Origin of the sequence: Nonomuraea sp. NPDC050540 (assembly GCF_044457485.1) — a bacterium.
In the GTDB taxonomy this organism is placed as follows: Bacteria; Actinomycetota; Actinomycetes; order Streptosporangiales; family Streptosporangiaceae; genus Nonomuraea.
This window is the reverse complement of record NZ_JBITHA010000003.1, coordinates 843,948-868,273: the sequence shown is the minus strand read 5'-3', so window position 1 is coordinate 868,273 and position 24,326 is coordinate 843,948. Positions and strand designations below refer to the sequence as shown.

General features: G+C 73.8%; 21 protein-coding genes. 14 read left to right on the top strand and 7 right to left on the bottom strand.

The genetic code is table 11. From position 1 onward, the window contains the following. Both ACIBI5_RS14385 and pabB read left to right on the top strand, forming a co-directional pair. Entirely contained in the window at positions 1-840 is an 840-nt protein-coding gene (locus tag ACIBI5_RS14385) for an aminotransferase class IV (protein WP_397246753.1), read from the top strand. Further along, positions 828-2,909, top strand: a complete 2,082-nt coding sequence (gene pabB / locus ACIBI5_RS14380) for an aminodeoxychorismate synthase component I (RefSeq protein ID WP_397246751.1) — start codon at positions 828-830, stop codon at positions 2,907-2,909. The genes ACIBI5_RS14385 and pabB overlap by 13 nt, the downstream gene beginning before the upstream one ends. Here pabB and ACIBI5_RS14375 read toward each other — a convergent pair. The 3 genes from ACIBI5_RS14375 to ACIBI5_RS14365 form a co-directional block, all read right to left on the bottom strand. After that, positions 2,848-3,555, bottom strand: coding sequence for a response regulator transcription factor (locus ACIBI5_RS14375; RefSeq protein WP_397246749.1), 708 nt, complete (start codon positions 3,553-3,555; stop codon positions 2,848-2,850). The two genes, pabB and ACIBI5_RS14375, sit on opposite strands and share 62 nt — an antisense overlap. 74 nt (positions 3,556-3,629) lie before the next feature. Continuing rightward, positions 3,630-4,826 carry a cytochrome P450 gene (locus ACIBI5_RS14370; protein WP_397246747.1) on the bottom strand — a complete coding sequence of 399 codons (1,197 nt, stop codon included), beginning with the start codon at positions 4,824-4,826 and terminating at the stop codon, positions 3,630-3,632. 70 nt (positions 4,827-4,896) lie between these two features. After that, entirely contained in the window at positions 4,897-5,475 is a 579-nt protein-coding gene (locus tag ACIBI5_RS14365; protein WP_397246745.1) for a helix-turn-helix domain-containing protein, read from the bottom strand. Positions 5,476-5,542: 67 nt separating this feature from the next. On the opposite strand from ACIBI5_RS14365, the gene ACIBI5_RS14360 reads away from it, so the two are divergent. Further along, on the top strand, positions 5,543-6,457 hold the full coding sequence (locus ACIBI5_RS14360; protein ID WP_397246743.1) for an NAD(P)/FAD-dependent oxidoreductase: 915 nt from the start codon (positions 5,543-5,545) through the stop codon (positions 6,455-6,457). A 10-nt stretch (positions 6,458-6,467) separates the two neighbouring features. On the opposite strand, the gene ACIBI5_RS14355 is transcribed toward ACIBI5_RS14360, so the two are convergent. After that, a complete protein-coding gene (locus ACIBI5_RS14355) occupies positions 6,468-7,604 on the bottom strand; it encodes an agmatinase family protein (RefSeq protein WP_397246741.1) in 1,137 nt (378 codons plus the stop codon). A gap of 40 nt (positions 7,605-7,644) precedes the next feature. On the opposite strand from ACIBI5_RS14355, the gene ACIBI5_RS14350 reads away from it, so the two are divergent. Beyond that, positions 7,645-9,090 (top strand): sodium:solute symporter family protein, encoded by a 1,446-nt coding sequence (locus ACIBI5_RS14350; protein ID WP_397246739.1) that lies wholly within the window; start codon positions 7,645-7,647, stop codon positions 9,088-9,090. 62 nt (positions 9,091-9,152) lie between these two features. Here ACIBI5_RS14350 and ACIBI5_RS14345 read toward each other — a convergent pair whose 3' ends face one another. Together ACIBI5_RS14345 and ACIBI5_RS14340 are read right to left on the bottom strand one after the other, a co-directional pair. Beyond that, the gene (locus tag ACIBI5_RS14345) at positions 9,153-9,653 is read right to left on the bottom strand and encodes a TetR/AcrR family transcriptional regulator (protein WP_397246737.1); all 501 of its coding nucleotides are present in this window, start codon (positions 9,651-9,653) and stop codon (positions 9,153-9,155) included. After that, a complete protein-coding gene (locus tag ACIBI5_RS14340) occupies positions 9,646-10,041 on the bottom strand; it encodes a DUF4260 family protein (RefSeq protein WP_397246735.1) in 396 nt (131 codons plus the stop codon). Before ACIBI5_RS14340 ends, ACIBI5_RS14345 begins: the two co-directional genes overlap by 8 nt. Positions 10,042-10,126: 85 nt before the next feature. Between ACIBI5_RS14340 and ACIBI5_RS14335 the strand changes: the two genes are divergently transcribed. The 10 genes from ACIBI5_RS14335 (at position 10,127) to menC (ending at position 23,134) form a co-directional block, all read left to right on the top strand. Continuing rightward, positions 10,127-11,089 (top strand): GlxA family transcriptional regulator, encoded by a 963-nt coding sequence (locus ACIBI5_RS14335; RefSeq protein WP_397246733.1) that lies wholly within the window; start codon positions 10,127-10,129, stop codon positions 11,087-11,089. A 289-nt stretch (positions 11,090-11,378) separates the two neighbouring features. Next, positions 11,379-12,863 carry a serine hydrolase domain-containing protein gene (locus tag ACIBI5_RS14330; RefSeq protein WP_397246731.1) on the top strand — a complete coding sequence of 495 codons (1,485 nt, stop codon included), beginning with the start codon at positions 11,379-11,381 and terminating at the stop codon, positions 12,861-12,863. 227 nt (positions 12,864-13,090) lie between these two features. Further along, the gene (locus ACIBI5_RS14325) at positions 13,091-14,635 is read left to right on the top strand and encodes an ABC transporter substrate-binding protein (RefSeq protein ID WP_397246729.1); all 1,545 of its coding nucleotides are present in this window, start codon (positions 13,091-13,093) and stop codon (positions 14,633-14,635) included. A 1-nt stretch (position 14,636) separates the two neighbouring features. After that, positions 14,637-15,572: an ABC transporter permease gene (locus tag ACIBI5_RS14320; RefSeq protein WP_397246727.1), complete on the top strand. Its 936-nt coding sequence runs from the start codon at positions 14,637-14,639 to the stop codon at positions 15,570-15,572. After that, positions 15,569-16,363 carry an ABC transporter permease gene (locus ACIBI5_RS14315; RefSeq protein WP_397246725.1) on the top strand — a complete coding sequence of 265 codons (795 nt, stop codon included), beginning with the start codon at positions 15,569-15,571 and terminating at the stop codon, positions 16,361-16,363. Before ACIBI5_RS14320 ends, ACIBI5_RS14315 begins: the two co-directional genes overlap by 4 nt. Further along, positions 16,360-18,054, top strand: a complete 1,695-nt coding sequence (locus ACIBI5_RS14310; RefSeq protein ID WP_397246723.1) for an oligopeptide/dipeptide ABC transporter ATP-binding protein — start codon at positions 16,360-16,362, stop codon at positions 18,052-18,054. Before ACIBI5_RS14315 ends, ACIBI5_RS14310 begins: the two co-directional genes overlap by 4 nt. 54 nt (positions 18,055-18,108) lie before the next feature. Next, positions 18,109-19,644, top strand: a complete 1,536-nt coding sequence (locus ACIBI5_RS14305) for an amidohydrolase family protein (protein WP_397246721.1) — start codon at positions 18,109-18,111, stop codon at positions 19,642-19,644. Further along, the gene (locus ACIBI5_RS14300) at positions 19,641-21,209 is read left to right on the top strand and encodes a PucR family transcriptional regulator (RefSeq protein ID WP_397246719.1); all 1,569 of its coding nucleotides are present in this window, start codon (positions 19,641-19,643) and stop codon (positions 21,207-21,209) included. The genes ACIBI5_RS14305 and ACIBI5_RS14300 overlap by 4 nt, the downstream gene beginning before the upstream one ends. Before the next feature lie 54 nt (positions 21,210-21,263). Further along, entirely contained in the window at positions 21,264-22,028 is a 765-nt protein-coding gene (locus ACIBI5_RS14295) for a GNAT family N-acetyltransferase (protein ID WP_397246717.1), read from the top strand. Beyond that, positions 22,025-23,134 carry an o-succinylbenzoate synthase gene (gene menC / locus ACIBI5_RS14290; protein WP_397246715.1) on the top strand — a complete coding sequence of 370 codons (1,110 nt, stop codon included), beginning with the start codon at positions 22,025-22,027 and terminating at the stop codon, positions 23,132-23,134. Before ACIBI5_RS14295 ends, menC begins: the two co-directional genes overlap by 4 nt. Here menC and ACIBI5_RS14285 read toward each other — a convergent pair. After that, a complete protein-coding gene (locus ACIBI5_RS14285; RefSeq protein WP_397246713.1) occupies positions 23,124-24,311 on the bottom strand; it encodes an N-acetylglucosamine-6-phosphate deacetylase in 1,188 nt (395 codons plus the stop codon). The two genes, menC and ACIBI5_RS14285, sit on opposite strands and share 11 nt — an antisense overlap. Positions 24,312-24,326: the final 15 nt, after the last annotated feature.

Here is a 24,326-nt window from a genome sequence, read left to right as displayed (position 1 = left end):
ATGCTGACCGTCCGCGCGGACGAGCGCCTGGCGTGGGACCCGGGCTCCGGCCTGGTGCCCGCCGCCCCCCGGCCACCCGGCGAGCCCGCGGTCGTGGACTCGTGGCTGGTCACCGACGAGCGGGTGCGCGACCTGCCCCTGCACGAGGAGCGCTTCGTGCGCGCCAGCACGGAGCTGGTACCCGGCCTGCGGGCCGCCGCGGTCCACGACTTCCTCGACGCGGTACGCCACCGGCTGCCCGGCCACGGCCGCTGGTTCCCCCGGGTCGAGGCGTACACGGGAGCCGGTCCCCGGCTGGCGCTCTGGCCCAGGCCCGCTCCCGAGCCGGGCGACGCGGAGGTCACCCTCTGGATCCCGACGGCCGCCGACCCGCGCCGCCGTCCCACCGTCAAGGGCCCCGACCTGCGGGTGCTGGCGGAGCTGCGCGATCGGGCCAGGGCGCGGGGGGCCGACGACGCGCTGCTCTACGACCGTCGCGGCACCGCGCTGGAGAGCGCCCACAGCGCGCTGGTGTGGTGGCGCGGCGGCACGCTGTGCGTGCCCGATCGCGCCCTGCCGGTCCTGCCGTCGGTGACCAGGATCCATCTGGAACGGCTGGCCGCCTGCTGGCGTTGCCCGGTCAGGCAGGAGCGGGTGAGCGTGGCGGAGCTGATGGAGCTGGAGACCTGGAGCGTCAACGCCCTGCACGGGCTGCGTCCGGTGCGGGCGTGGGTCGACGCGGCCGGCCGTACCAGGGCGGCGGCCCGGATCTCGGCGCGGGCGGCGGAGTGGCGGCAGGCCGTCAGCCACCGCGCGGTGCTGCCGGTCCTGCCGGCCCGGGAGCAGCCGTGCGCACCCTGATCGTGGACAACCACGACTCCTACACCTACAACCTGTTCCAGCTCGCCGCCCAGGCCTACGGCGTGGAGCCGGTCGTGCTGACCAACGACGACCCGCGCTGGGACGGCCTGGATCCCGGCCGGTTCGACGCGCTCATCGTCTCCCCCGGTCCCGGACGCCCGCAGAAGGAGCGCGACGTCGGCGTCACGCTGGAGGTGATCCGGCGTTCCGGCCTGCCCGTGCTGGGCGTCTGCCTCGGCCACCAGGCGCTGGCGTGGATGTCGGGCGCCGACGTGGTCCCGGCGCCCATCCCGATCCACGGGTACGTGGAGGAGATCCGGCACTGCGGCCGCGACCTGTTCCGCGGGCTGCCGCAGGGCTTCGCCGCCGTGCGCTACCACTCCTTGTGCGTGGCCACGCCGCCGCCCGCGGACCTGGAGATCACCGCGTGGAGCGCCGACGCGGTGGTGATGGGGCTGCGGCATCGCGAGATGCCCTGGTGGGGGGTGCAGTTCCATCCGGAGTCGATCTCCACCGAGCACGGGCCGGCGTTGATGCGCAACTTCCGCGATCTGGCGTACGGCCGCGCCGTCACTCTCACCTCGGCGCCCGCCTGGTCGCTGCAGGTGGAGCGCGTGGACGGGGTGCCTGACGCCGAAGCGGTCTTCCCGGAGGTGTTCGGGGCGGAGCCGTACGCGTTCTGGCTGGACAGCAGCCGGGCCGAGCCTGGGCTGGCCCGGTTCTCGTTCCTGGGGGACGCGGGCGGGCCGCACGGCGAGGTGCTGTCCTGCCAGCCGGGCTCGGGCAGCGTGGTGGTCAGCTCGGGGGGCGCCGAGTCGGCCGTGTTCGCCTCCGTCTTCGACGTGCTGGCCGATCGGGTGGCGGCGCGGGCCGTACCGGATGAACTGCCGTTTGATCTGAACTGCGGATATGTCGGGTATTTCGGGTATGAGCTCAAGCGTGACTGCGGCGCTCCGGCCGCGCACGTCTCCCCCTTGCCCGACGCCGTCTGGATGTCGGCGACCCGGCTCGTCGCGCTCGACCACGAGCGCGGGCAGTCCTGGGTGCTGGCGCTGACCGACGGCCGCGGCGCGAGCCGGTCGGCGGCGCGGGCCTGGGTCGCCAGGACCGCCGCCGCCTGCCGGGCCGCGCGAGCGGCACCGGCCGCCGCGCCCGCCGGCCCCGAGGAGGGGTTCGATCCCGAGCCGTGGCTGGTCAGGGACCGTGCGCGCTATGTCGCCGACATCGAGGAGTGCCTGCGGCTGCTGCGGGCGGGCGAGAGCTACGAGATCTGCCTGACCGACACCGCCGAGATCCCCTTCGACGGCTCCCCGTTCGAGCTCTACCTGGCCCAGCGGCGGCTCAACCCGGCCCCCTACGCCGCGTACCTGCGCCTGGACGACACGCACGTGCTGTGCTCCTCGCCGGAGCGCTTCCTCAAGGTCGGCAGGGACGGCGTCGCCGAGTCCAAGCCGATCAAGGGCACCGCCCCCCGCTCGCCCGAACCGCGCGCCGACACCGCCCTGCGCGAGGAACTGGCCACCTCGGACAAGACCAGGGCGGAGAACCTCATGATCGTGGACCTGCTCCGCAACGACCTCGGCCGCATCAGCGACGTCGGCTCCGTGTCCGTGCCGCGCTTCATGGCGGTGGAGTCCTACGAGACCGTGCACCAGCTCGTCTCGACCGTGCGCGGCCACCTGAACGACGGGGTCGGCGCGGTGGCGGCGGCCCGTGCCTGCTTCCCCGGCGGCTCGATGACGGGGGCGCCGAAGCTGCGCACGATGGAGATCATCGACCGGCTGGAGGGCCGGGCGCGGGGTGTGTACTCCGGCGCCATCGGCTTCTTCGGCCTGGGCGGCGGCGCCGACCTCAACATCGTGATCCGCACCGCCGTGGCCCGTGACGGCCGGCTGTCGGTGGGCGCGGGCGGCGCGATCGTGCTGGACTCGGACCCGGCGGCGGAGTACGAGGAGATGCTGCTCAAGGCCCGCGCCCCGCTGCGCGGGCTGTCCCGGCGGCCGGAGGTCACCCTCGCGGGCGGCGTGAGTTCCCCGGATCCCCCGGATCGCGCACCAGTCCGCGACTGATCGCCACCGCCGTCGCCAGCGTCCTGTTCGGGCAGTTGAGCTTGGCCAGGATGTTGGCGACGTGCCGCTTGGCGCCGTGTTCGGAGATGCCGAGCCGGCGCGCGATCTGCTTGTTGCTCAGGCCCTCGGCCAAGAGTGCAAGCGCTTCCATTTCACGGCAGCTCAAAAGCGCGTCCGGTGTCTCCTCCCGCGGCGCCGGGGCCGCCTCGCGGCTCCGGGTGTCCGGCCCGATCTGGGCCATCAGCTTGCGCGCCACCGCGCCGGGCATCGGCACGAGCCCGCTCTCCAGGTCGCTCAGCGCGCTGGAGAGCGTCTCGCGGGTGAGCACGTTCTCCAGGAGATAGCCGTCGGCGGGGATGGGCGCCACCTGGGCCAGCGTCCTGTCACTGGCGGTACGCAGGACCAGCAGCACGCGGACGCCGAGGTCGCTGGCGGTGCGCGCGAGCTTCTCCGCCCGCTGCGGCTCGGGGGTGTCGCTCAGCACCAGGAGGGTGGGGCGGCCGGAGTGCAGGATGCCCATGCTCTGGTCGACGCAGGAGCTGCCGACCACCTCGTCCAGGGTGCCGAGCTCGCGCAGCATCGCGCAGAGCCCGCACCGCACCACTTCACTGCCCAGGGAGACCAGGGCGACTCGTTCTGATGTCATCGTCATCCGCCGTCACGTCGGGGGTAACGAAGGACTACCCATCGGGCTTCACGATATGTCCGTGAACATGAGCCTCACTGCAGTGGCAGCCGCCGTACGCCGGTCATGGTCGGCGTGGGGATGAAGGCGACCGGGTCGGCGGGGTCGGTGCGCAGGGTGGCGTTCCGGTCGAGCAGGATGTTCAGCGCGACCCGGCCCTCCAGCCTGGCCAGCGGCGCGCCCAGGCAGAAGTGGATGCCGCGGCCGAAGGCCAGATGCGGGTTGGGGTCCCGGCCGGGATCGAACACCTCGGGCCGGTCGAACTGGCGTGGGTCGCGGTTGGCCACCGCGGGCCAGGTCAGCAGCATCGCGTCCGCGGGGATGGTCAGGCCGCCGAGCTCGGTCTCGCGGGTGGTGGCGCGGCCCAGCGCGGCGAACGGGGTGACGTAGCGCAGCGCCTCCTCGATGACGTCGGGGATCCGGCCGCGGTCGGCGCGGACCTCCTCCTGCCTCGCGGGGAAGGCGTCCAGGCACAGCACCGTGTTGCCGAGCAGCATGGTGGTGGTGATGTGCCCGGCGAGCAGCAGGATGATCCCGAAGTTGACCACCTGCTCGTCGGGCAGGCGCTCGCCGTCCACCTCGGCCTCGACCAGCTTGGTGAGCAGGTCGGCGCGCGGCCGGCGGCGGCGTTCCGCGGCGTGACCGGCCAGGTAGTCCGTCATCTCCTTCCACGACCCGAGCGCCGCCTCCGTGCCGGGGTCCCGCCGGTCCTGCTCGTTCATCGAGATCTTGGTCTCCCGCGAGAACAGCGTGTCCGCCCACCGCTTGAACAGCTCGCGGTCGCCGGCAGGCACGCCCAGGAGCTCGGCGATGACGATGACCGGCAGCGGGTAGGCGAGGTCGGCGACGAGCTCCAGCCCGCCGCGCTCGCGCGCCGCGTCGAGGAGTTCGCCGGTGAGCGCGGCGATCCTCGGCTCGAGGTCGGCGACGACCTTGCGGGTGAAGGCGGCGCTGACGAGCTTGCGCAGCTTGCCGTGCTCCGGGGGGTCGATCTGGGTGAGGAAGCCCTTCAGCGAGAACCCCTCGTCCTCGGCGAACGCTCCCTTGGGCAGCAGGCGCATGGTGTCGGAGGAGTAGGTGCCCGGGTCGGCGAGGACGTCGTGCAGCTCGGGGTATCCGAAGACGTTCCACAGCCCCGCGGCCTCGTCGTACGCGACCGGCGGCCCCTCGTACGGGCCGTGCAGCCAGAAGTGCTGCGGGGGAACGTCGTACCGTTCGACGATGGCGGCCATCGCCTCTCCTTTAGGTTGGAGCGGATCTGACTGCCGGCAAGATTCGATTTTACTCCCGGGTTCCGCCCGGTCAACGGCCGGCGGGGCGGGCGCGTACGTGCATGCGCTCGCCCTGGGCGCCGAACAGGCAGAGCAGTTCCGCCGGCCCGGGACCCGCGGTGGTGAAGGCGTGCGGCAGCCGGGTGTCGAACTCGGCCGCCTCCCCCGCCGCCAGCTCCAGGTCCCGCTCGCCGAGCAGCAGCCGCACCCGCCCGGCCAGCACGTAGAGCCACTCGTAGCCCTCGTGCGCGCGCTGCTCGCTCATGTCCTCCTGCCGCAAGATGATCATCTTGTATGCCTGAAGCCCGCCGCCCATCTGCCGGGTCAGCGGGACGAAGGTCCGGCCGTAGCGGTTGAAGGGGCGCAGGTGGATGCGCGGGTCACCGGTCTCCGGCGCGCCGACCAGCTCATCCAGCGGCACCCGGTACGCCTGCGCGAGCGGCAGCAGGAGCTCCAGGGTGGGTTTGCGCTGCCCGGACTCCAGGCGCGACAGCGTGCTGAGCGAGATCCCGGTCGTCGTGCTCAGCTCGCTCAGCGTCACGCCGTGCTCGACCCGTAGCGCGCGCAGCCTCGGCCCCACGGACCCGAGGACGGCAGCCAGTTCTTCCACGGCCCCAGTTTGCCAAAACAGCAACGATGTTTGTCAATTCGCCCGCCCATGACGCACTCTCTGCGGCATGACAGAGATGCGACGTTACGACGTGATCGTGATAGGCGGCGCGGCCGCGGGTCTGAGCGGGGCGACGGCGCTCGCGCGTTCCCGCCGGGCGGTCCTGGTGATCGACTCGGGCGAGCCGCGCAACGCTCCCTCCGACGGAGTCCACAACTACCTGGGACACGACGGGCTGCCGCCGGCCCAGCTGATCGCCAAGGGCCGTGCGGAGTTCACCGGCTACGGCGGTGAGATCCGCGAGGGCGCCGTGTCGTCGGTGACCCGGCTGCCCGATGACGCCTTCGCGGTCACCCTGCGCGACGGCGGTGTGGCCGAGGGGTCCCGGATCCTGGTGGCCACCGGGCTGAAGGACGAGCTCCCCGGCATCCCGGGGCTGGCCGGGCGCTGGGGCCGGGACGTGCTGCACTGCCCGTACTGCCACGGGTGGGAGATGCGCGACCGGGCGATCGGGGTGCTGGCCACGGGGCCGCTGGCCGTACACCAGGCGCTGCTGTGGCGTCAGCTGAGCAAGGACGTGATCCTCTTCTCGCACACCATGGCCGATCTCGACCTGTCCGGTCACGACATCGAGGTGGTCGACGGCGTCGTCACCGCCGTGGAGACGCACGACGACCACCTGTCCGGCGTACGGCTGGCCGACGGCGGGACCGTCGCCCGCGACGTCCTCGTCGTCAGCCCGGTCATGCGCGCCCGCGCGGACTTCCTCAAGGACCTGGGCATCGAACCCGTGGTCCAGGAGATGGACGGCCACCTGATCGGCAGCCAGATCCCCGCGGGTCCCACGGGCGCCACCGACGTGCCGGGCGTGTGGGTGGCGGGCAACGTGTCGGGCCTGATGGAGACCGTGATCGGCGCCGCCGCCGCGGGCCTGCGCGCCGCGGTCGCCATCAACGCCGACCTGATCATGTCCGGGAAGTAGGCCGGGGCGATCAGGCGGCGGGGCCCCAGGCGGGCCGCGCCCCGGTGGCCGGCTTGCGGCCGAGCTTGCCCGACCTGACCTGGACGGCGAGGCTGTCGAGGATGACGCGGGAGCTGAGCAGGGCGGTCTGCTCGGCCCAGTCGTAGGGCGGCGAGCACTCGACGACCTCGATCCCGGCCAGCCCGGGTTCCGAGACCAGCCGGACCAGGTTGAGCGCCTCGCGGGGCAGCAGGCCGCCCGGCTCCGGCCAGCCGGTGCCGGGGACGAACCCGGCGTCGATGACGTCGATGTCGAAGGACAGGTAGACGGCCTCGGCGTTCCGCCAGGCGAGCTCCAGGGCGGTCTCGGCCACACGTTCCACGCCGACGCGCTCGACGTCGCCGACGGTGATCACGGTGGTGCCGCGCTCGCGGCCCACCTGGACGCCGGGGCGGGGCGCCTGCCAGCCGCCGATGCCCACCTGGACGAGGTTGGTGGCGGGGGCGTTCTTGATGTTGGTGGCGTGGAACCACGGCGTGGTGTGCATGCGTTCGTCGAGGTCGGTCTCCTGCGTGTCGACGTGCCGGTCGAAGTGGATGATGCCGATGTTGCCCTCGTGGAACGGGGCCAGGCCGCGGATGGTCGGGAAGCCGATCGAGTGGTCGCCGCCGAGCACCACGGGCATCACCCCCTGCCGCACGACGTGGCTCATCGCCTGGCTGATCTGGTCGAACGACTTCTCCAGGTTGCCGGGAATGGTGAAAACGTCCCCGATGTCCACCAGGTTGAGCTGTTCGCGCAGGTCGACACCGAGTTCGTAGCTGTAGGTGCCGAACAGGTTGGTGCTGCGCCGGATGCCCTGCGGGCCGAACCGGGTGCCGGGGCGGTAGGTGGCCCCCGCGTCGAGCGGCACCCCGAAGATCGCCACCTCGGCGTCCCCGACGTCATGGACATCCTCCAGGTAAGGACATTTCAGGAAGGTTCCGCGTTCGCCGGCGAAATGCGGCCGCTCCCCCCGGGCGAACGTGGGAATCGTCCTGTCGTTGATCGTCGGCGCGCCCTCCAGACCGTGGGCCAGCGCCCGCTCGATCTCCTCGTCGTGCCGCATCGTCGGAAGTTCCGCCTCGGCCCGCTGGGCCCAGGCGCCTTCTTGATTTACGTTGGTCATGTCTTCGGAGTCTTCGCTCGCAACGATCGGCTGTCCAGCAATGGTCATTCTGGGCGTGGCGCTCGCCATCTTCTCCATGATCGTCGTCGGCCTGCTGGTCGCCCGCCGGGTCGCGGGGGACAGCAGAAACTTTCTGGTCGCCGGCCGTACGCTGGCCTTACCCGTCGTGGCGGCGACGCTGATGGGCCAGGCCGTCGACACCAACGCCACCCTCGGCGCCACCGACCAGGCCGCGAAGCTCGGCTTCTGGGCGGGCGCCACGCTCCCTCTGGGGCTGGCGCTGTGCCTGCTGCTCACCGGCCTGTTCTTCGCAAGACCCATGAACCGCATGGGCCTGACGACGCTGCCCGACTTCTTCCGCCTGCGATACGGCCGCGCCACCGAGGTCGCCGCCGCCGTGCTGATGATCATGGCGTTCGCGATCCTGGTCGCGGGGAACCTGGTGGCCGGGGGCTTCCTGTTCGAGAAGTTCCTCGGCACGCCGTACGCCGTGGGCGTGCTCATCATCGTGGCCGCCGTGCTCGTCTACACGCTGGCCGGCGGCATCCTCAGCGACGCCTACAGCTCGATCGTGCAGATGGCCGTCACCGCGGCCGCCTCGCTGGCGCTGCTGTTCTGGGTCGCGGCGACCTTCGGGCTCAAGCACGAGCCCGGCATGGGCCCGCTCGACCTGGGGCAGCTGTCCGATCCGGCGCAGGGCGCGGTGGTCAACTGGGCCACGCTGGCCGCGCTCGGCGTCGGCGACATCGTCGCGATCGACTTCATGCAGCGCGTCTTCGCCGCCCGCTCCCCCGACGTCGCGCGCCGGGCCTGCTTCCTGGCCGCCGCGGGCACGGCGGTGGTCGGCGTGCCGTTCGCGCTGGTCGCGGTGTCCACCGGGCGCGGACTGCTGACGCTGCTCGACGAGGCCGCGCCGGTCGGGCTGAGCGTCCTGGTGCTGGCGGGCATCGTGAGCGCGTCGCTGTCCACGGCCGACGGCGCGATCCTCGGCACCGCCGCCGTGGCGGTCCGCAACGTCGGCACCGTGCGCCGCGTGCACCGTCCGGGGCGCGCCGACCCGCTGCTGCGCGCGACCCGCTGGGCGATGCTTCCGGTGGTCGGCGGCTCGGTGCTGCTGGCCCTGCGGGTGCCGCAGACCGGCGTCCTGCTCACGCTGGCCTTCGACCTCATGCTGGCGTGCCTGGCGGTGCCGTTCGTGCTCGGCATGTTCTGGCGGCGCGGTTCCTCGCGCGCCGCCCTTGCGGCGCTGTCGGTCGGCCTGGTCGTACGGCTGGCGCTGTTCGCCCTGACCCCCACCATGTACGGGGCGGAGAACACGCTGCTCTACGTGCCGAACACGCTGGTCGGCGCGGCGTTCGACGGCTGGCCCACGTTCATCGCGGTGGCCGCCTCCCTGCTCACCTACACGCTGGTCGCCCTCCTCGGCGCCCCGGCCGGAATCCGCGGCCTGGACCTGCGCGTGCGGGAGACCCCGGCGGAGCGCTAGACCACCGAGGCGAGGGCCCGGCGGAGCACGAGGACACCGAGGCGGGAGGCCCCGGCGGAGCGCTAGGACACCGAGAAGGCGGCCATTCCCGCCTCCCACGCACTGCCGAGGTCGGCGCCGGGCGGGAAGCGGCCGTCGAGTTCGAGTATCACCATGCCGTGCGCGAAGGCCCAGGCGGCCCGGGAGGCGGCCTCGTCGAAGGCGACGGCGCGCACCAGCGGCATCGCCGCGCGCTCCTCCACGCCGGGCGGCAGCAGGTCACGCGGCAGCGGCCCGCTGCTCATCAGCCGGTACAGGTGGGGGTGCGCCAGCGCGTAGCGCCGGTAGGCGGCGCCGAGGGCGGGCAGGCCGGGCCCGGCGGCTTCGAGCGCCTCGGCCAGATCGGTCATGGCCAGCGCGATCACCTGGGCCTCGACCGCCGCCTTGTCGGGGAAGTGCTTGTAGAGCGAGGGCGCCCGGATGCCCAGCCGGTCGGCGAGCGCCCGCATGGTCAGTGCGCCGGCGCCGCCGTCCTCGATCAGGTCGCGGGCGGCGGTGACGATCTGGGTGGCGCGCTCAGACATCGCGCGAACCGTCGCGGTTGCGCAGGCCGTACCCGAAGGCCCGGTCGGCGGCGACGTGCAGCAGCCACGCGAGGCCGGCCACGAACAGCGGCACGAAGTCGACCGGGCCGAAGGAGTAGCCGACGAGGATCACCAGCGGGATCCAGGGGCGGTGCATGAAGTTGTAGAACGGCACCGCCTTGGGCGACAGGCGGCCGTCGCCCCCCTCCCGCGCCCCGATGAACATCGTCAGGTCCGGCACGATCGCGAACACGATCGCGGTCACCAGCGCGGGGGCGCCGTGGTTGACGACCTCCAGGACGGTGAAGGCCAGCAGGAACAGGGCGAGTGCGGCCCACGCGACGCGGGCGGCCACGCTACGGCGGGCGGGAGCGGTGACGACGGCCATCGGAACCTCCTGAGGGGTGGCTAACGCTGTTAGCCCCACAATACGGCTAACGCCGTTAGCCCGTCAAGAGGCTTAAGGTCGGCGCATGAGGCATTTCGTGGTCGTCGGCTACGACGCCGCAGAGCTGCTCGACATCGCCTGCGTCGTCGGCTGCCTGGAGAGCGCGAACCTGCGCGGCGCCGACCCCCTGTACAAGGTCCGCCTGGCCACGCCCGGCGCCCGCTCCATCGACTGCGGCCCCACCGTCACGCTCCAGCCCGGCGAGCGGCTCGAACACATCAGAGGCCCCATCGACACGCTGCTGATCTCCGGCGGCGTCGGCTGCCAGGACGCCGCGGCCGACCGGATGCTCGTCGCGCACGTGCGCCGCCTGGCCCGCGAGAGCCGCCGCGTGGCCTCCGTCTGCACGGGCGCCTGGATCCTGGCCGCCGCCGGCCTCCTGGACGGCCGGCGCGCCACCACCCACTGGAACTGGGCCGGCATGCTCGCCAAGCAGCACCCGGAGGTGCTGCTCGACCCCGACCCCATCTTCGTGCGCGACGGCAACGTCTACACCTCCGCCGGCGTCACCAGCGCCCTGGACCTCACCCTCGCCCTCATCGAGGAGGACCACGGCGCCGAACTGGCCCGCACCGTGGCCCGCCAGCTCGTCACCTACTTACAGCGGCCGGGCAACCAGGCGCAGATGAGCATGTTCACCGCCGCGCCGCCCCCGGCCGACAGCCTGGTCCAGCGGGTGGTCGACCACGTCACCGCCCACCTCGACGCCGACCTCGCGGTCGCGACGCTGGCGGCGGGCGCGGGGGTGAGCGAGCGCCACCTGACCCGGCTGTTCCTGCGCCACCTGGGACAGACGCCGGGCAAGTTCGTCCGGCAGGCCCGGGTGGAGGCCGCCGCCCACCTGCTGTCGACCACCTCGCTGCCCCTGGAGACCGTGGCCGCCCGCTGCGGATTCGGCAGCGCCGAGACGCTGCGGCAGGCGTTCACCGGCCGCTACGGCGTCCCGCCCTCCCACTACCGCCTTACCCAGTCCCGCGCCGGCGCCTGACCTCCTCCCGGACACACGACCCGAACCCCCTCCTCCGCGCACACGACCCGAAACCGCGACCTTCGAGCCCCGCACCCCCAAGCCGCGGCCTTTGTGCCCTGTCCCCCGAGCCGCAACCCCTGGGCCCTGCGCGTCCAAGCCGCGGCCCTTGGGCCGTGCGCCCATCGCCGCGGTCCTTGGGCCCCGTGCCCCCAAGCCGCGGTCCTTGGGCGCAGGGCACAAAGGCGGCGGCCCATCCGTCGTCGCGCACGCCAAAGGAGTGCGCAGGCCCTCTGGCGATACTGGCCGTATGGATCTCGAACGAGTCAAAACCGAGGTGTCCTCGCTGGTCGGGCCCGGTTCCCCGGGCATCGCCGCGGCCGTGTACAAGGACGGCGCGGCGATCCTGACCGCCGTGGGCGGCGCGGCCTGCGTGGAGTTCGGCGTACCGGTCGACGAGCGCACCCGCTTCGACATCGCCAGCGCGAGCAAGCAGTTCACCGCCGCGTGCGTGCTGCTGCTGGAGCGCGACGGCAAGCTGACGCTGGACGACGACGTCCGCACGCACATCCCCGAGCTGAGCCTGGACACGCCGGTCACGCTGCGCCAGTGCCTGCAGCACACCGGCGGCCTGCCCGAGTGGTACGCCCTGCAACCCCTCACCGGCATCCCCCTCGCGGAGATGACCGAGCAGCGGCTGCTGGACATGGTCAAGGACGTCAGGCGCACGACGTTCCCGCCGGGCACGGACTTCTCCTACTCCAACACCGGCTACGTGCTGGCCGCCATCGTGGTCGGCAGGGTGTCGGGGACGTCGCTGGCCGCGTTCGCCCGCGAGCGGATCTTCACGCCGCTCGGGATGGACGACGCGCTGTTCCGCGACGACGCGTCGCTTCCGCTGGACCGGCTGGCCTACGGCTACGCCACCGCGCGGGGCGAGCCGCGCCGGGCCGACACCGAGGAGAGCGCGGTCGGCGACGGCGGCCTGGTGACCAGCGTGTCCGGGCTGGCGCCGTGGTTCGGGTTCCTGGCCGACGGGCGGGTGCTCGGGGCGGACCTGCGCGCGCGGCTGCTGGAGCGCGGGGTGCTGGCCGACGGGACGGCGCTGCCGTACGCGCTGGGGATCTACCACGGCGCCGACGGCGGGTTCGGACACGCGGGCGGCATGCACGGCTACCTGTCGAACCTGTGGTTCCTGCCCGAGGAGGGCGTGGGCATCGCCATCCTGTCGAACCAGACGGCGATCAACCCGGTGCGGCTGACCGGCCGGCTGCTCGGGCTGCTGCTGGATCGGGAGCCGCCGGCCGTACCGGAGCCGGGGACGCCGGCTCCGCCGGCGCGGCCGTACTGGCATGATCCGGTGACGGAGGCGACGCTCACGCTGACGAGCACGGAGTCCGGCCTGGAGGTCAAGGGCGCCGGGACGTTCACCGCCCGCGAGGACGGCCGCTGGCACGGCACCGGCGACGCCGAGGGCGCCTGGCTGGAGGTGGACGGCGAGCGGCTGCTGTCGGGCACCGACCATCCTGCCCGCGGGCCCGTCGTGTTCTACCCGGCCGGGGTCCCCGGCCAGGCGCCGCCGCCCGACGGGGTTTTCCACAGCGCCGAGCTGGGCGTGGAGGCGAGTCTGCGCGACGGTGTGCTGCGCGTCGGCCGCACCCTGGCCGAGCCGCTGACGCCCGCGCCCGGCGGGGTATGGGAGGCGGGGCCGTTCACGCTGCGGCTGCACGAAGGCGAGCTGCTGCTCAGCGGCGGCGGGCTGCGCCGCATGCGCTTCCTGCCCGTACGCGGCTGACGCGCCGCATGCGCCTCCCGTCCATACGCGGCTGACGCGCCGCGCGCTCCTCCTGCCGGTACGCGGCCGGCGCGCCTGGTGCGCCTCCGGCCGGTACGCGGCGGGTGCGCCGATTGGCCTGCAGGACGAGGCGGGGACCGTGGGTTTTGGCTGCCGGGTCAGTGAACGGCGGCTGTCCGGCTTCTAGCGTCCGACTGTCCCCGCCCGTTCTTTTCCGAGGTGGTCCCATGACATACGCGAAGGCCGCGACCGCCGCCGTCGTACTCGCGCTCACCACCGCCTGCTCCTCCGGGGCGAGCCCGGCCCAGACCCGCGACTCGCTGGTCTGGGGCCTGGCCACCGAGCCCAACAGCCTGGACATCGCGCACGGCTTCAACAAGTCCTCGACCCTCGTCCAGAGCGCCGTCCTCGACACGATCGTCGCGCTCGACTCCACGGGCAAGCCGGTGCCGAGGCTGGCCGACTGGACCCAGCCCGACCCGGCCACCTACCTGTTCACCCTCCGTAAGGGGATCCGCTTCTCCGACGGCAGCCCGCTGACCGCCGACGACGCGGCCTTCTCGCTGCGCCGCCACCTCGATCCGAAGGTCGCCTCGCAGGCCGCCTCCTACTTCACGGGGGTCAAGCGGGTCGAGGCCGTGGGCGAGGGTCAGGTCAAGGTCACGATGAAGCGGCCGAGCCCGGCGTTCCTGGCGGTGGCGGCGACCGCCTGGCAGGTGACGCCGCGCAAGCTGGCCGAGGCGCACCCCAAGGACCTGGGCAGCCCCGAGGTCGGCACGGTGGGCACCGGCCCGTTCAAGGTGAGCAGGTTCTCGCTCACCTCGGGCGTGGTGCTGGAGCGCAATCCCTCCTACTGGGGCAAGCCGCCCGCGCTGCGCAAGGTGGAGTTCAAGACCATCTCCGACCCGGAGACGCTGCGGCTGGCGGTCAGGTCGGGCGAGGTGGACGCCACCGACGCGGTCAACGTCCGCGACGCGCGCAAATGGACGAACCTGCCCGGGGTCAAGGCGATCTTCTACCCGGGCAACGCCATCGCGTACCTGTCGCTGGCGATGAAGTCCGGCCCGCTGAAGGACCCGCACGTGCGCAAGGCCATCGCCCACGCGGTCGACCGCAAGGCGGTGGCGCAGCTGATGACCGCCGGGCACGGCACCCCCGCGACGATCATGCTGCCGAAGCCGCAGATCACCGCCCTGTACGGCGACGACCTGCCCGGCCTGCCCGAGCACGCCCACGACCTGGCCGCCGCCAAGGCGGAGCTGGCCAAGTCCGCCTATCCGAACGGCTTCGAGCTGAAGGCCCCGTACGCCTCCACCGGCGACACCGGCACGGTCATGCAGGCGGTCGCAGCGGACCTGGCCAAGATCGGCATCAAGCTCGTCCTGGAGCCCAGCCCGGCCGACCAGTACGTCTCGCGCGTCATGGAGCACGACCGCCTGTCCATCCAGTTCGTCAACCTGGCCTACGGCACGCCCGAGCCGATCGAGGTGCTGCCCGACCTGGTCAGCCGCGCCTCCGCCGAGCCGCAGGGCTTCAACTTCTCCGGCTACGGCACCGCCGAGACCGACCGGCGCCTCGACGTGCTCTCCTCGGCCACCGGCGAGGAGAGGAAGACCCAGGTCACCGCCCTGCTGAAGGAGATCGCCGAGCAGGTGCCCTACGTCCCGCTCTACTCCGCCGACTACGCGGCCGCCCTCAGCGAGAAGTTCACCGTCGGCTTCGACACCTGGACGGTCGACACCTTCGCCAACCTGCGCCCGGCGGGCCGCTGAGATGGCGGTCGTCAAACGCCTGTGCTCCGCGGTCCTGCTGCTCGGCGTGCTGTCGGTGCTCACCTACGGCCTGCTGGCGGCGGCGCCGGGCGGCCCCGAACACGTGCTGCTGGGCGGCCGCCCGTCCACGCCGGAGACCAGGGCCGCCATCCGCGAGCAGTACCACCTCGACGATCCCTTTCCCGTCCGCTACGCGCGCTGGCTCGGCGACGCGGTGCGCGGCGACTTCGGCACGTCGATCTACTCCCGCGAGCCCGTCACCGCCGTGCTCGCCGAGCGGCTGCCCGTCACGGCCGCGCTCGCCGGCTACGCGCTCACGCTGACGGTGGTGGTCGGCGTGCCGGCCGGCCTGGCCGCCGCGATGCGCCGCGGCGGCGCCCTCGACCAGGGCATCACGCTGACCTCGCTGGCCGCGCTGTCGATCCCGCCGTTCGCGCTGAGCATCCTGCTGCTGTACGGCTTCGCCGTCACGCTGGGCTGGTTCCCCGTCTTCGGCGCCGGGGACACCCCGCTGGAACGGCTGACCCACCTGACGCTGCCGGCGATCGCGCTGGCCACCGCGCAGGCGGCGATCGTGGTCAGGCAGATGCGGGCCGCCGCGCTCGACCTGGCCGCGCAGGACTTCCTGACCTTCGCCAGAGCCCGCGGCCTGCCCAGGCGGCGCGTGTGGATCAGCTACGCGCTGCGCAACGCGGCGCTGCCGGTGCTGACCGTGGGCGGGCTGCTGCTGGCGGCCAACCTGACCGGCTCGGTCTTCATCGAGCGGGCCTTCGGGCTGCACGGTCTCGGCGCGCTGCTGATCGGCGCCGTCGGCCAGAAGGACATCCCGGTGGTGCAGGCGCTCGTCCTGCTCGGCGGCGCGATCGTGATCGCCGTGAACCTGCTCATCGACCTGGCCTACGTGGCCGTCGACCCGAGGGTGAGGCGGCGGGCATGAGGGCGATCCTGATGGGCGTGCTGGGGCTGGCGCTGGTGGCGGCCGTGGCGGGGACGTGGCTCGCGCCGTACGATCCGGGCGCGCAGGACCTCGCGCTCGGCGCGGCCGGCCCGAGCGCGGCGCACTGGCTCGGCACCGACGACCTGGGCCGCGACGTGCTGTCGCGGCTGCTGGCCGGGGCGGGTTCCGCGCTGCTGTGGCCGGTGGTGGTGGCCGTCTGCACGATGGTGCTGAGCACCTCGCTCGGGCTGCTGGCCGGCTACCGGCGGGGCTGGGTGGACGCGGTCATGATGCGCACGGTCGACCTGGCCATCGCGCTGCCGGGCATGCTCGTGCTGATCGTGGTCGTGGGCGTGCTCGGCGGCGGGTACGGCTGGGCCGTCCTGGCCATGGCGGTGCTGTTCACGCCGGGCGACATCCGGGTGATCCGCAGCCTCACCCTGGCCCAGCGCGAGCTCGCGTACGCGGAGGCGGCCAGGACGCTGGGGCTGCGGCCGGCGCGGATCATGTTCAGGCACCTGCTGCCGAACCTCGCGCCCACGGTGGTGGCCGGCGCGCTGCTCAGCTTCGTGGCCGCGCTGGTGGCGCTGGCCGGGCTGTCGTTCCTGGGCGTCGGGCTGCCTGCGGGAACGCCCGACTGGGGCCTGATGGTCGAGGAGAACCGCGGCCTGCTCGACCTGAACCCGTGGGCGGCCATCGCCCCCGCGGCACTGATCACCGTGGTCGCCTGCGCGGCGACTCTGCTGGGCGACCGGGCGTTCGAGTCGCTGTCGAAGGGAGGGCTGCGATGAGGATCTCCGCGCTGCGCGTGGCCAGGCAAGGGGCTGGGGGCGAGTCCGGGACTGGGGCTGGGCTCATCGTGGACGGTGTCGATCTGGAGGTCTTGCCGGGTGAGACCGTGGGCCTGGTCGGCGAGTCGGGCAGCGGCAAGTCGCTGACCGCGCGGGCCGCCGCCGGGCTGCTGCCGAAGGGGCTGCGGGCCGAGGGCTCGGTGGTCTTCGACGGCAAGGAGTTCCTGGGCGTGCGCGAGCGGACGTGGCGCTCGGTGCGCGGCACCCGGGTGAGCCTGCTCATGCAGGACCCCTTCGCCATGCTGAACCCGTTGCGCACGGCGGGCGCCCACGTCGCCGAGTCGCTGCGGGGCCGTGAGAGCCGGGCGGAGGTGGCGCGGCGGCTGGCCGAGGTCGGGATCGACGACCCCGGCGTGGCCGAGCGCCATCCCTTCCAGCTGTCCGGCGGGATGCGCCAGCGGGTGGCGCTGGCCGCCGCGCTGGCCGGCGACCCCGAGCTGCTCATCGCCGACGAGCCCACCACGGCCCTGGACGCCACCACGCAGCACGACATCCTCATGTTGATCAAGCGCGTGCAGGCGGCGCGCGGCATGGGCGTGCTGCTCATCACCCACGACCTGCGGGTGGCCTTCGAGCTGTGCGACCGGGTCGCGGTCATGTACGCGGGGCGCGTCGTCGAGCAGGGTCCGGCCGCCGAGCTGGCCAGATCTCCCGCGCACCCGTACACCGCCGGGCTGCTGGCCGCGGTGCCGGCCGCGGACCGGCGCCTGGCCCGGCTGAGCGGCATCAGGGGCAGCGTTCCCACGGCCGCCGAGGTGGCGGCCACGTGCGCGTTCGCCGCCCGCTGCGACCAGGCCACGCACGCGTGCGAGGAGGAACGGCCGCCGCTGCGCGAGCTGGGTCCCGGCCGGAGCACGGCGTGCCTGCACGAGGTGCGCCCCCGCCCCCGCGTGGAGGAGGCCGCGCCGCCGGAGCGCCCGGCGGCGGGGGTTGACGTGCTGCGCGTCACCGACCTGCGCAAACGCTACGGCGGGCACGTCGCCCTCGGCGGCGTATCCCTGCGTGTGGGCAGGGGCGAGACCGTCGGCGTGGTCGGCGGCTCCGGCTCGGGCAAGACCACGCTGGCCCGCTGTGTCCTCGGGCTGGCCACTCCCGATTCGGGCACGATCGCGCTGGCCGACGCCGTGCGTCCCCGGCACCGGCTCGTGCAGTGCGTCTTCCAGGATCCCTCGACCTCGCTCAACCCGGCCATGACCGTCGGCGCCGCGCTGGCCGAGGCCGCGGCGCAGGGCCCGGAGGAAGACAGGCTGGGCGTGCGCGAACTGCTGGAGCTCGTCGGCCTGCCCTCCTCCTACGCCGGCCGGCGTCCGGCCGGTTTGTCGGGCGGCGAGCGGCAGCGCGTGGCCATCGCCAGGGCGCTGTCGGTCCGGCCCGAGCTGCTGATCTGTGACGAGCCCGTGGCCTCGCTCGACGTCTCGGTCCAGGCCCACGTGCTGGAGCTGCTGCGGGAGGTGGGCGGCAGCATGCTGTTCATCACCCACGACCTCGCGGTGGTCAGGCAGCTGGCCGACCGGCTGGTGGTGCTCTCGCGCGGCGAGGTGGTGGAGAGCGGCGGCACCGCCGAGGTCCTCGACTCCCCTGCTCACGACTACACGCGCCGCCTCTTGGCCTCCGTACCAGCTATCCCATGACATTTCAGCCTTTCTCACTAGCGCCCGCGACACCGGGCAGGGGAGTCTTTCACCATGCATGACCTGCTACTACGCGACGGGACCGTGCACGACGGCCTCGGCGGCCCGCCCCGGACCGCCGACGTCGCGATCACCGGGGGCCGCGTCACCGCGGTCGGCCGCGGCCTCGGCCCCGCCCGCCGGGTGATCGACGTCTCCGGGCTCGTCGTCGCCCCGGGCTTCGTGGACCCGCACAGCCACTCCGACACCGTGCCCTTCCTGGACGAGCCACAGCCGTTCAAGCTCTTCCAGGGCGTCACCACGGAGATCGTCGGCAACTGCGGCTTCTCCTGCGGCCCCACCGACCCGGCGACCGGCGGCTTCATGCCCTCGCTGCTGTCGAGCCACGAGTTCCGCGCGTTCGGCGACTACCTCGACGCCGCCGAGGCCGCCGGTCCGAGCAACAACCTCGCCGTCCTGGTCGGCCACAACACGCTGCGCCTGGCCGCCTCGGGCATGAACGCCGAGATCACGCCGCGGCAGCTGGAGCACATGTGCGAGCTGGCCGCCCAGAGCTTCGAGGCGGGCGCGGCCGGGCTCTCCAGCGGCCTGGAGTACGTGCCAGGCGCCTACGCGAACGTGGACGAGCTGGTCGCGCTGGCGCTGGTGGGCAAGCGGTGGGGCCTGCCGTACGCGACGCACATGCGCAGTGAGAGCGAGGGGCTGGCCGACGCGCTCGACGAGGCGATCGCGGTGGCGCGGCGGGCGGGCGTGCGGCTGCAGGTCTCCCACTGCAAGGCGTCGGGACGGGCGGTGCACGGCGCGTCGGCGATGGTGCTGGACAAGCTGGCCCGCGCCCGGCGCGAGGGCGTGGACGTGCGCGCCGACGTCTACCCCTACCTCGCCTTCGGCACCGGCCTGGTGGCGGTGCTGCCGCCGGCCGCGTGCGAGGGCGGCGAGGAGGCGCTGCTCGCCAGGCTCGCCGACCCGGCGGAGCGGGCGGCGCTGCGCGCGCTGGCCGAGAGCCCGGACACCGGCACCGGCGTCGGCATCTGGCGCGAGCTGCACCCGGCCGACGTGCAGATCCTCACGCACACCGACCCGGGCATCTCCGGCAAGCGCCTGTCCGACCTGGGCGGCGACCCGTGGGAGACGCTGTGCGACCTGGTGCGGCTGGACCCGCAGGCCTCCGGCGTCTTCCACACCATGCACGAGAGCGACCTGCGCGCCTTCCTGGCCGACCCGCTGGTGTCGGTCGGCTCCGACGGCGGACCGCCGATCGGGCCCAACCACCCGCGCACCTTCGGCGCCTTCCCCGTCTACCTGGGCGAGTACGTCACCGAGGAGGAACTGCCCGAGGCGATCCGCAAGGTCAGCTCTGCCGCGGCGGCCCAGTTCGGCCTGGAGGGCCGCGGCTGGCTGGCGCCCGGGGCGATCGCGGACGTGGTCGTCCTCGACCGGGACCGGATCGGCCACGCGGGCACCTACGAGCAGCCGGATGTGCGGCCCACCGGCGTCGAGCACGTCTTCCTCGCCGGGCACCAGGTGATCGCCGACGGCGAGTTCACCGGCGGCAGGCACGGCCGGATCCTCAGGCGAGGAGCCCGGTGACGGCCGGCGGGCGGGTCACGCTGGGCGTCCTGGTCGACAGCCTCGGGCCCGAGGTGGCGCGCCCGCTGGCCCTGCCGCGCGGCAGGGAGCCGCTGGTCGGCTCGCCGGTCATCTACGACTCGGAAGAGGCGCTGGCCGGGCTCGACGGGGCGGCGCTGCTGGTGACCGGACGGCCCTCGGCCGAGATCCTGGCCCGCGCGGGCGAGAGCCGGGTGGCCGCGGTGTTCGTCAAGCCCGGCACCTGCGACCCGGACGCGCTGGCCGCGGCGGCGCGGGCGGCCGGCACCGCGCTGCTGGCCGTGCCGCCGGAGCTGTCGTGGGGCCAGTTGTACACGCTCATCGACGCCCTCCTCGCGCTGGTCGGCCCGGCTCAGGACCCGGGCGGCACCCGCGCCGCCGACCTGTTCGCGCTGGCCAACGAGGTGGCCCGCAAGGTGGGCGGCGCGGTGGCGATCGAGGACCTGGCGATGCGCGTGCTCGCCTACTCCACCGTGGAGGGCCAGCGCATCGACGACCTGCGCAAGGAGGGCATCCTGGGCCGCAGGGTGCCCGAGCACCCGACCAACGCCGAGGAGTACGCGGGCGTGCTGCGCGCCGACGGAGCGGTCTGGAGCTACGTGCCGCGCGAGTTCTACCCGCGCCTGGCCATCGCGATCCGCGCCCACGGCGAGGCGCTCGGCACGATCTGGGCGGTGCAGGCCGACCAGCCCCTGGCCGCCGACGCCGAGGTGGCGCTCATGGAGGCGGCCGCCGCCGCGGCGCCGCACCTGGCGCGCATCAACCTGGCCGCCGACGAGGCGCGGCGGCGGCGCGACGAGTGCCTGGGCTGGCTCCTGCGCGGCGTCGGCGCCGTGGACGAGCTGGCCACCTCCTTCGGCCTGCTGCCCGGCGAGCCGCTCACCGTGGTGACGCTCGGCCCGTACGCGGGCACCGCCGACGCCTTCGCCGCCGCCCACGCCGCCGACATGCTGCGCACCGCCTACCTGGCCTACCGGATCAGGGCGGCGGCGGGCGTGGCGAGGGGCCGCGCCTACGCGATCGTCGCGGCCGAGGCGGGCGCGCCGCTGCTGCGCCGGATCACCCTGGACACGCTGGCCAGGGTGAGCGAACGCCTGGGCGGCGGGTGGCGGGCGGGGCTGGGCCGTACCGCGAACAGCGTGGGCGGGGTGCCGGCCGGCGCCCGCGAGGCCGAGGAGGCACTGCGGGCGGTCTGCGGGCCGTTCGCCCAGGAGCCGGTCGGCGCGCACGGGGAGCTGTCGGCCGCGCTGTTCCTCATGGACGTGGACGCGGCGCTGCGCCCCAAACCCTCCCTGTACGGCGAGCCGCTCGACCTCGTCTCCGGCCACGACGCCAGACACGGCACCGACTACGTACGCAGCCTGGCCGTCTGGATCGGCGCCCACTACGACGTCCCCCGGGCCGCCGAGCTGCTGTCGCTGCACCCGAACACGCTGCGCTACCGGCTGCGCAGGATCGGCGAGCTGATCGCGCTCGACGACCCGGACACCCGCCTGGTGCTGGCCCTGCAGCTACGGCTGAGCGGCGCCACAAAGGCGGGCGGGTGAAGTTGGGCGCGCACGCCAACGCCCGCGCGGGCGCGCGCCGCGATGCTGTGGTCCATGGCCGAACTCCTCATCCGTTCCCTTGACGGCACCGCTGCGCTGCGGCGGGCCGACCGACTGCTGCGCGAGGTCTGGGGGACCAGACCCGGCGACGACCCGCCGCTCGCGCTCGACCTGATGTGCGCCTTCGCCCACACCGGCGGGTACGTGGGCGGCGCCTTCCTGGACGGCGAGCTCGCGGGCGTGGCGGCCGGGTTCATCGCGGGCGACCGCAGCCTGCACTCGCACGTGGCGGGCGTGGCGTCGGGCGCGCGCGGGCGTGGCGTCGGCAGGGCGCTGAAGGAGCACCAGCGGGCGTGGGCGGCCGATCGCGGCCTGAACGCCGTCTCCTGGACCTTCGACCCGCTGGTCAGGAGGAACGCGTTCTTCAACCTGGCCAGGCTGGGCGCGCGGGTGGCGGCGTACCTGCCCGACTTCTACGGGCCGATGCACGACGGCATCAACGACGGCGGGCCCTCCGACCGGCTGTTCGTGACCTGGCCGACGTGGACCGCCGACCCCTCCCCCGCGCCCGACGGGGCCGAGCGGGGCGTGGTCGTGGTCGACGAGTCGGGGACCGTACACGGTCATGACGACGCGGGCGTGCTGCGGTGCGCGACGCCGGCCGACGTGGAGGCGCTGCGGGCGGCCGAGCCGCGGGAGGCGCTGCGGTGGCGCGCGGCGATGGAGGACGGGCTCGGCGGCGCGCTGGCCCGGGGCTACGAGGTCACCGGGTTCACCCGCGGCGGATGGTACCTGTTGGCCAGGGGAGGCGAGAAGTGAAGATCGACGGCGTCGAACTGCGTGAGGTGGCGCTGCCGCTGGTCAGCCCGTTCCGTACCTCGCTGGGCACGCAGCACGAGCGCGGCGCGCTGCTCGTGCGCGTGGTGAGCGGCGAGACCGAGGGGTGGGGCGAGTGCGCGGCCGAGGACGAGCCGACCTACTCCCCCGAGTACCTGGCGGGAGCCGCGGACCTGATCAGGCGCTTCGCGCTGCCGGCCCTCGCGTCGCCCGGCCTGGACCCCGCCGCCGTCGGGCCGGCCCTGCGACATCTGCGCGGCCACGTCATGGCCAAGGCCGCCGTGGAGACGGCGGTGCTGGACTGCTGGCTGCGGGCCCACGGCGTCAGCCTCGCCGAGCACCTCGGCGGGGTACGGCGGCGCCTGCGCGTGGGCGTCTCGGTGGGCATCGCCGAGAGCGTGGACGCGCTGCTGGACACCGTGGACAAGCACCTGACCGCCGGTTACGCCCGGATCAAGCTGAAGATCGAGCCCGGCTGGGACCTGGAGCCGGTCAGGGCGGTGCGCGAGACGTTCGGCCCCGGCGTGATGCTGACCGTGGACGCCAACACCGCCTACACCCCGGCCGACCTGCGGCATCTGGCCAAGCTGGACGCGTACGGGCTGACGCTGATCGAGCAGCCCTTCGCGCCGGACGACCTGCGCTCGCACGCGGCGCTCGCCGCCCGCCTCGACACCCCCGTGTGCCTGGACGAGAGCATCACCAGTGCCCGCGACGCCGCCGAGGCGATCAGGACGGGCGCCTGCTCGATCATCAACATCAAGCCGGGCCGCGTCGGCGGCTACCTGGAGGCCCGGCGGGTGCACGACGTGGCCGAGGCCAACGGGGTGCCCGTCTGGTGCGGCGGCATGCTGGAGACCGGCCTGGGCAGGGCGGCCAACCTGGCGCTGGCCAGCCTGCCCGGCTTCACGCTGCCGGGCGACATCTCGGCCACCGAGCGCTACTACCACCGCGACATCACCCGCCCGTTCGTCCTGGACGGCGGCGAACTGCCCGTGCCGCAAGGCCCCGGCATCGGCGTCGCGCCCGATCCCGAGGCGCTGGAGGCGTGCACCACGAGCGTGGAGTGGATCCCGCTCAGCGCGTGAGCTCCCCTTCACCGGCCACGCCGTCGAGGTCCATGAGCCAGCGTCCGCCGACGACGGTGGCCCTCGCGGTCAGGTCGTCGTCGAGCAGGGCCAGGTCGGCGTGGCCGCCGGGGCGCAGCGTGCCCTGGCGGCGCAGCCCGAGCACCGCGGCAGGCACCCGGGTCGCGGTGGCGACGGTCTCGGGCACGCTCAGCCCGGCCGCCCGGCGCAGGTGGCCGAGCATGCGGTCGAGCCCGGTCGTGCTCCCGGCGAAGGCGGTGCGGTCGGGCAGCATGCCGACGCCGTCCTCGACGACGCAGCACAGATTGCCCAGCCGGTACGGCGTGCCGTCCGCCAGCCCCAGCCCCGGCGTCGAGTCGGAGACCACGGTCAGCCGCCCGCCCAGGCACCGGTAGGCGATGCGCAGCAGTCCGGGCGGCAGGTGCCGGTCGTCGGCGATGACCTCGGCGCTCAGCCCGGTGGAGGCGAGCGACTCCTCCAGTAGTCCCGGCACCCGCCACGGCCCCTCGCGGCGCAGCGCGGACTGCCCGCTCCACAGATGGGTCAGGTGCGTGGCCCCGGCGGCCACCCCGGCGGCGAACTCCGCCCCGGCCGCCTGGCTGTGCCCGATGGCCACGACCGCGCCCGCCCCGGCGAACGCCCGCGTGGCCGCGATCCCGCCCGGCAGTTCGGGGGCGAGCGTGACCATCGTCGGCGACCCGGCCCGCAGCAGGGCCTTCACGTCCTCCGGCCGGGGATGGCGCAGCAGCGCCGGGTCGTGCGCCCCGGCCTGTTCCGGCGCCAGGAACGGTCCTTCCAGGTGGACCCCGATCAGCCGGACGCCGGACGGGCGGTAGCCCGCGGCGAAGGACAGGCACTCGGCCAGGTGTGACAGCGCGGAGGTGGCCAGCGACGCCTGCACCGCGGTGACGCCGGAGCGGGCGTGGGCCGCCAGGACGGCGTCGTACCCGGCGGCGTCCGGGGTGTCGAAGCCGTGCCCGGCGGCGCCGTGCGTGTGCAGGTCGATGAGGCCGGGGGTCAGGTAGCACCCGCCCGCGTCCAGGCGGGTGAGGCCGGGCGGCAGTTGCCCGTACGGCATCAGCGCCTCGATCTCGCCGTCGCGGACCAGCACGGCCAGGTCGGCGTCGATCGTGCGGGCCAGCACGACCCGGGCGCCGACCAGTGCGTAGCGGCTCATGGGGTCCTCTCGCGA

Excerpts from the sequence above, each read along its gene's own strand:
- ACIBI5_RS14325 (WP_397246729.1), top strand. The coding sequence starts at position 13,091 with ATGACATACGCGAAGGCCGCGACCGCCGCCGTCGTACTCGCGCTCACC.
- ACIBI5_RS14360 (WP_397246743.1), top strand. The coding sequence starts at position 5,543 with ATGACAGAGATGCGACGTTACGACGTGATCGTGATAGGCGGCGCGGCC.
- ACIBI5_RS14315 (WP_397246725.1), top strand. The coding sequence starts at position 15,569 with ATGAGGGCGATCCTGATGGGCGTGCTGGGGCTGGCGCTGGTGGCGGCC.
- ACIBI5_RS14310 (WP_397246723.1), top strand. The coding sequence starts at position 16,360 with ATGAGGATCTCCGCGCTGCGCGTGGCCAGGCAAGGGGCTGGGGGCGAG.
- ACIBI5_RS14320 (WP_397246727.1), top strand. The coding sequence starts at position 14,637 with ATGGCGGTCGTCAAACGCCTGTGCTCCGCGGTCCTGCTGCTCGGCGTG.
- ACIBI5_RS14335 (WP_397246733.1), top strand. The coding sequence starts at position 10,127 with ATGAGGCATTTCGTGGTCGTCGGCTACGACGCCGCAGAGCTGCTCGAC.
- ACIBI5_RS14370 (WP_397246747.1), bottom strand. The coding sequence starts at position 4,826 with ATGGCCGCCATCGTCGAACGGTACGACGTTCCCCCGCAGCACTTCTGG.
- ACIBI5_RS14295 (WP_397246717.1), top strand. The coding sequence starts at position 21,264 with ATGGCCGAACTCCTCATCCGTTCCCTTGACGGCACCGCTGCGCTGCGG.
- ACIBI5_RS14350 (WP_397246739.1), top strand. The coding sequence starts at position 7,645 with ATGGTCATTCTGGGCGTGGCGCTCGCCATCTTCTCCATGATCGTCGTC.
- ACIBI5_RS14340 (WP_397246735.1), bottom strand. The coding sequence starts at position 10,041 with ATGGCCGTCGTCACCGCTCCCGCCCGCCGTAGCGTGGCCGCCCGCGTC.
- ACIBI5_RS14330 (WP_397246731.1), top strand. The coding sequence starts at position 11,379 with ATGGATCTCGAACGAGTCAAAACCGAGGTGTCCTCGCTGGTCGGGCCC.
- ACIBI5_RS14305 (WP_397246721.1), top strand. The coding sequence starts at position 18,109 with ATGCATGACCTGCTACTACGCGACGGGACCGTGCACGACGGCCTCGGC.
- ACIBI5_RS14375 (WP_397246749.1), bottom strand. The coding sequence starts at position 3,555 with ATGACATCAGAACGAGTCGCCCTGGTCTCCCTGGGCAGTGAAGTGGTG.
- ACIBI5_RS14345 (WP_397246737.1), bottom strand. The coding sequence starts at position 9,653 with ATGTCTGAGCGCGCCACCCAGATCGTCACCGCCGCCCGCGACCTGATC.
- ACIBI5_RS14285 (WP_397246713.1), bottom strand. The coding sequence starts at position 24,311 with ATGAGCCGCTACGCACTGGTCGGCGCCCGGGTCGTGCTGGCCCGCACG.
- ACIBI5_RS14355 (WP_397246741.1), bottom strand. The coding sequence starts at position 7,604 with ATGACCAACGTAAATCAAGAAGGCGCCTGGGCCCAGCGGGCCGAGGCG.
- ACIBI5_RS14385 (WP_397246753.1), top strand. The coding sequence starts at position 1 with ATGCTGACCGTCCGCGCGGACGAGCGCCTGGCGTGGGACCCGGGCTCC.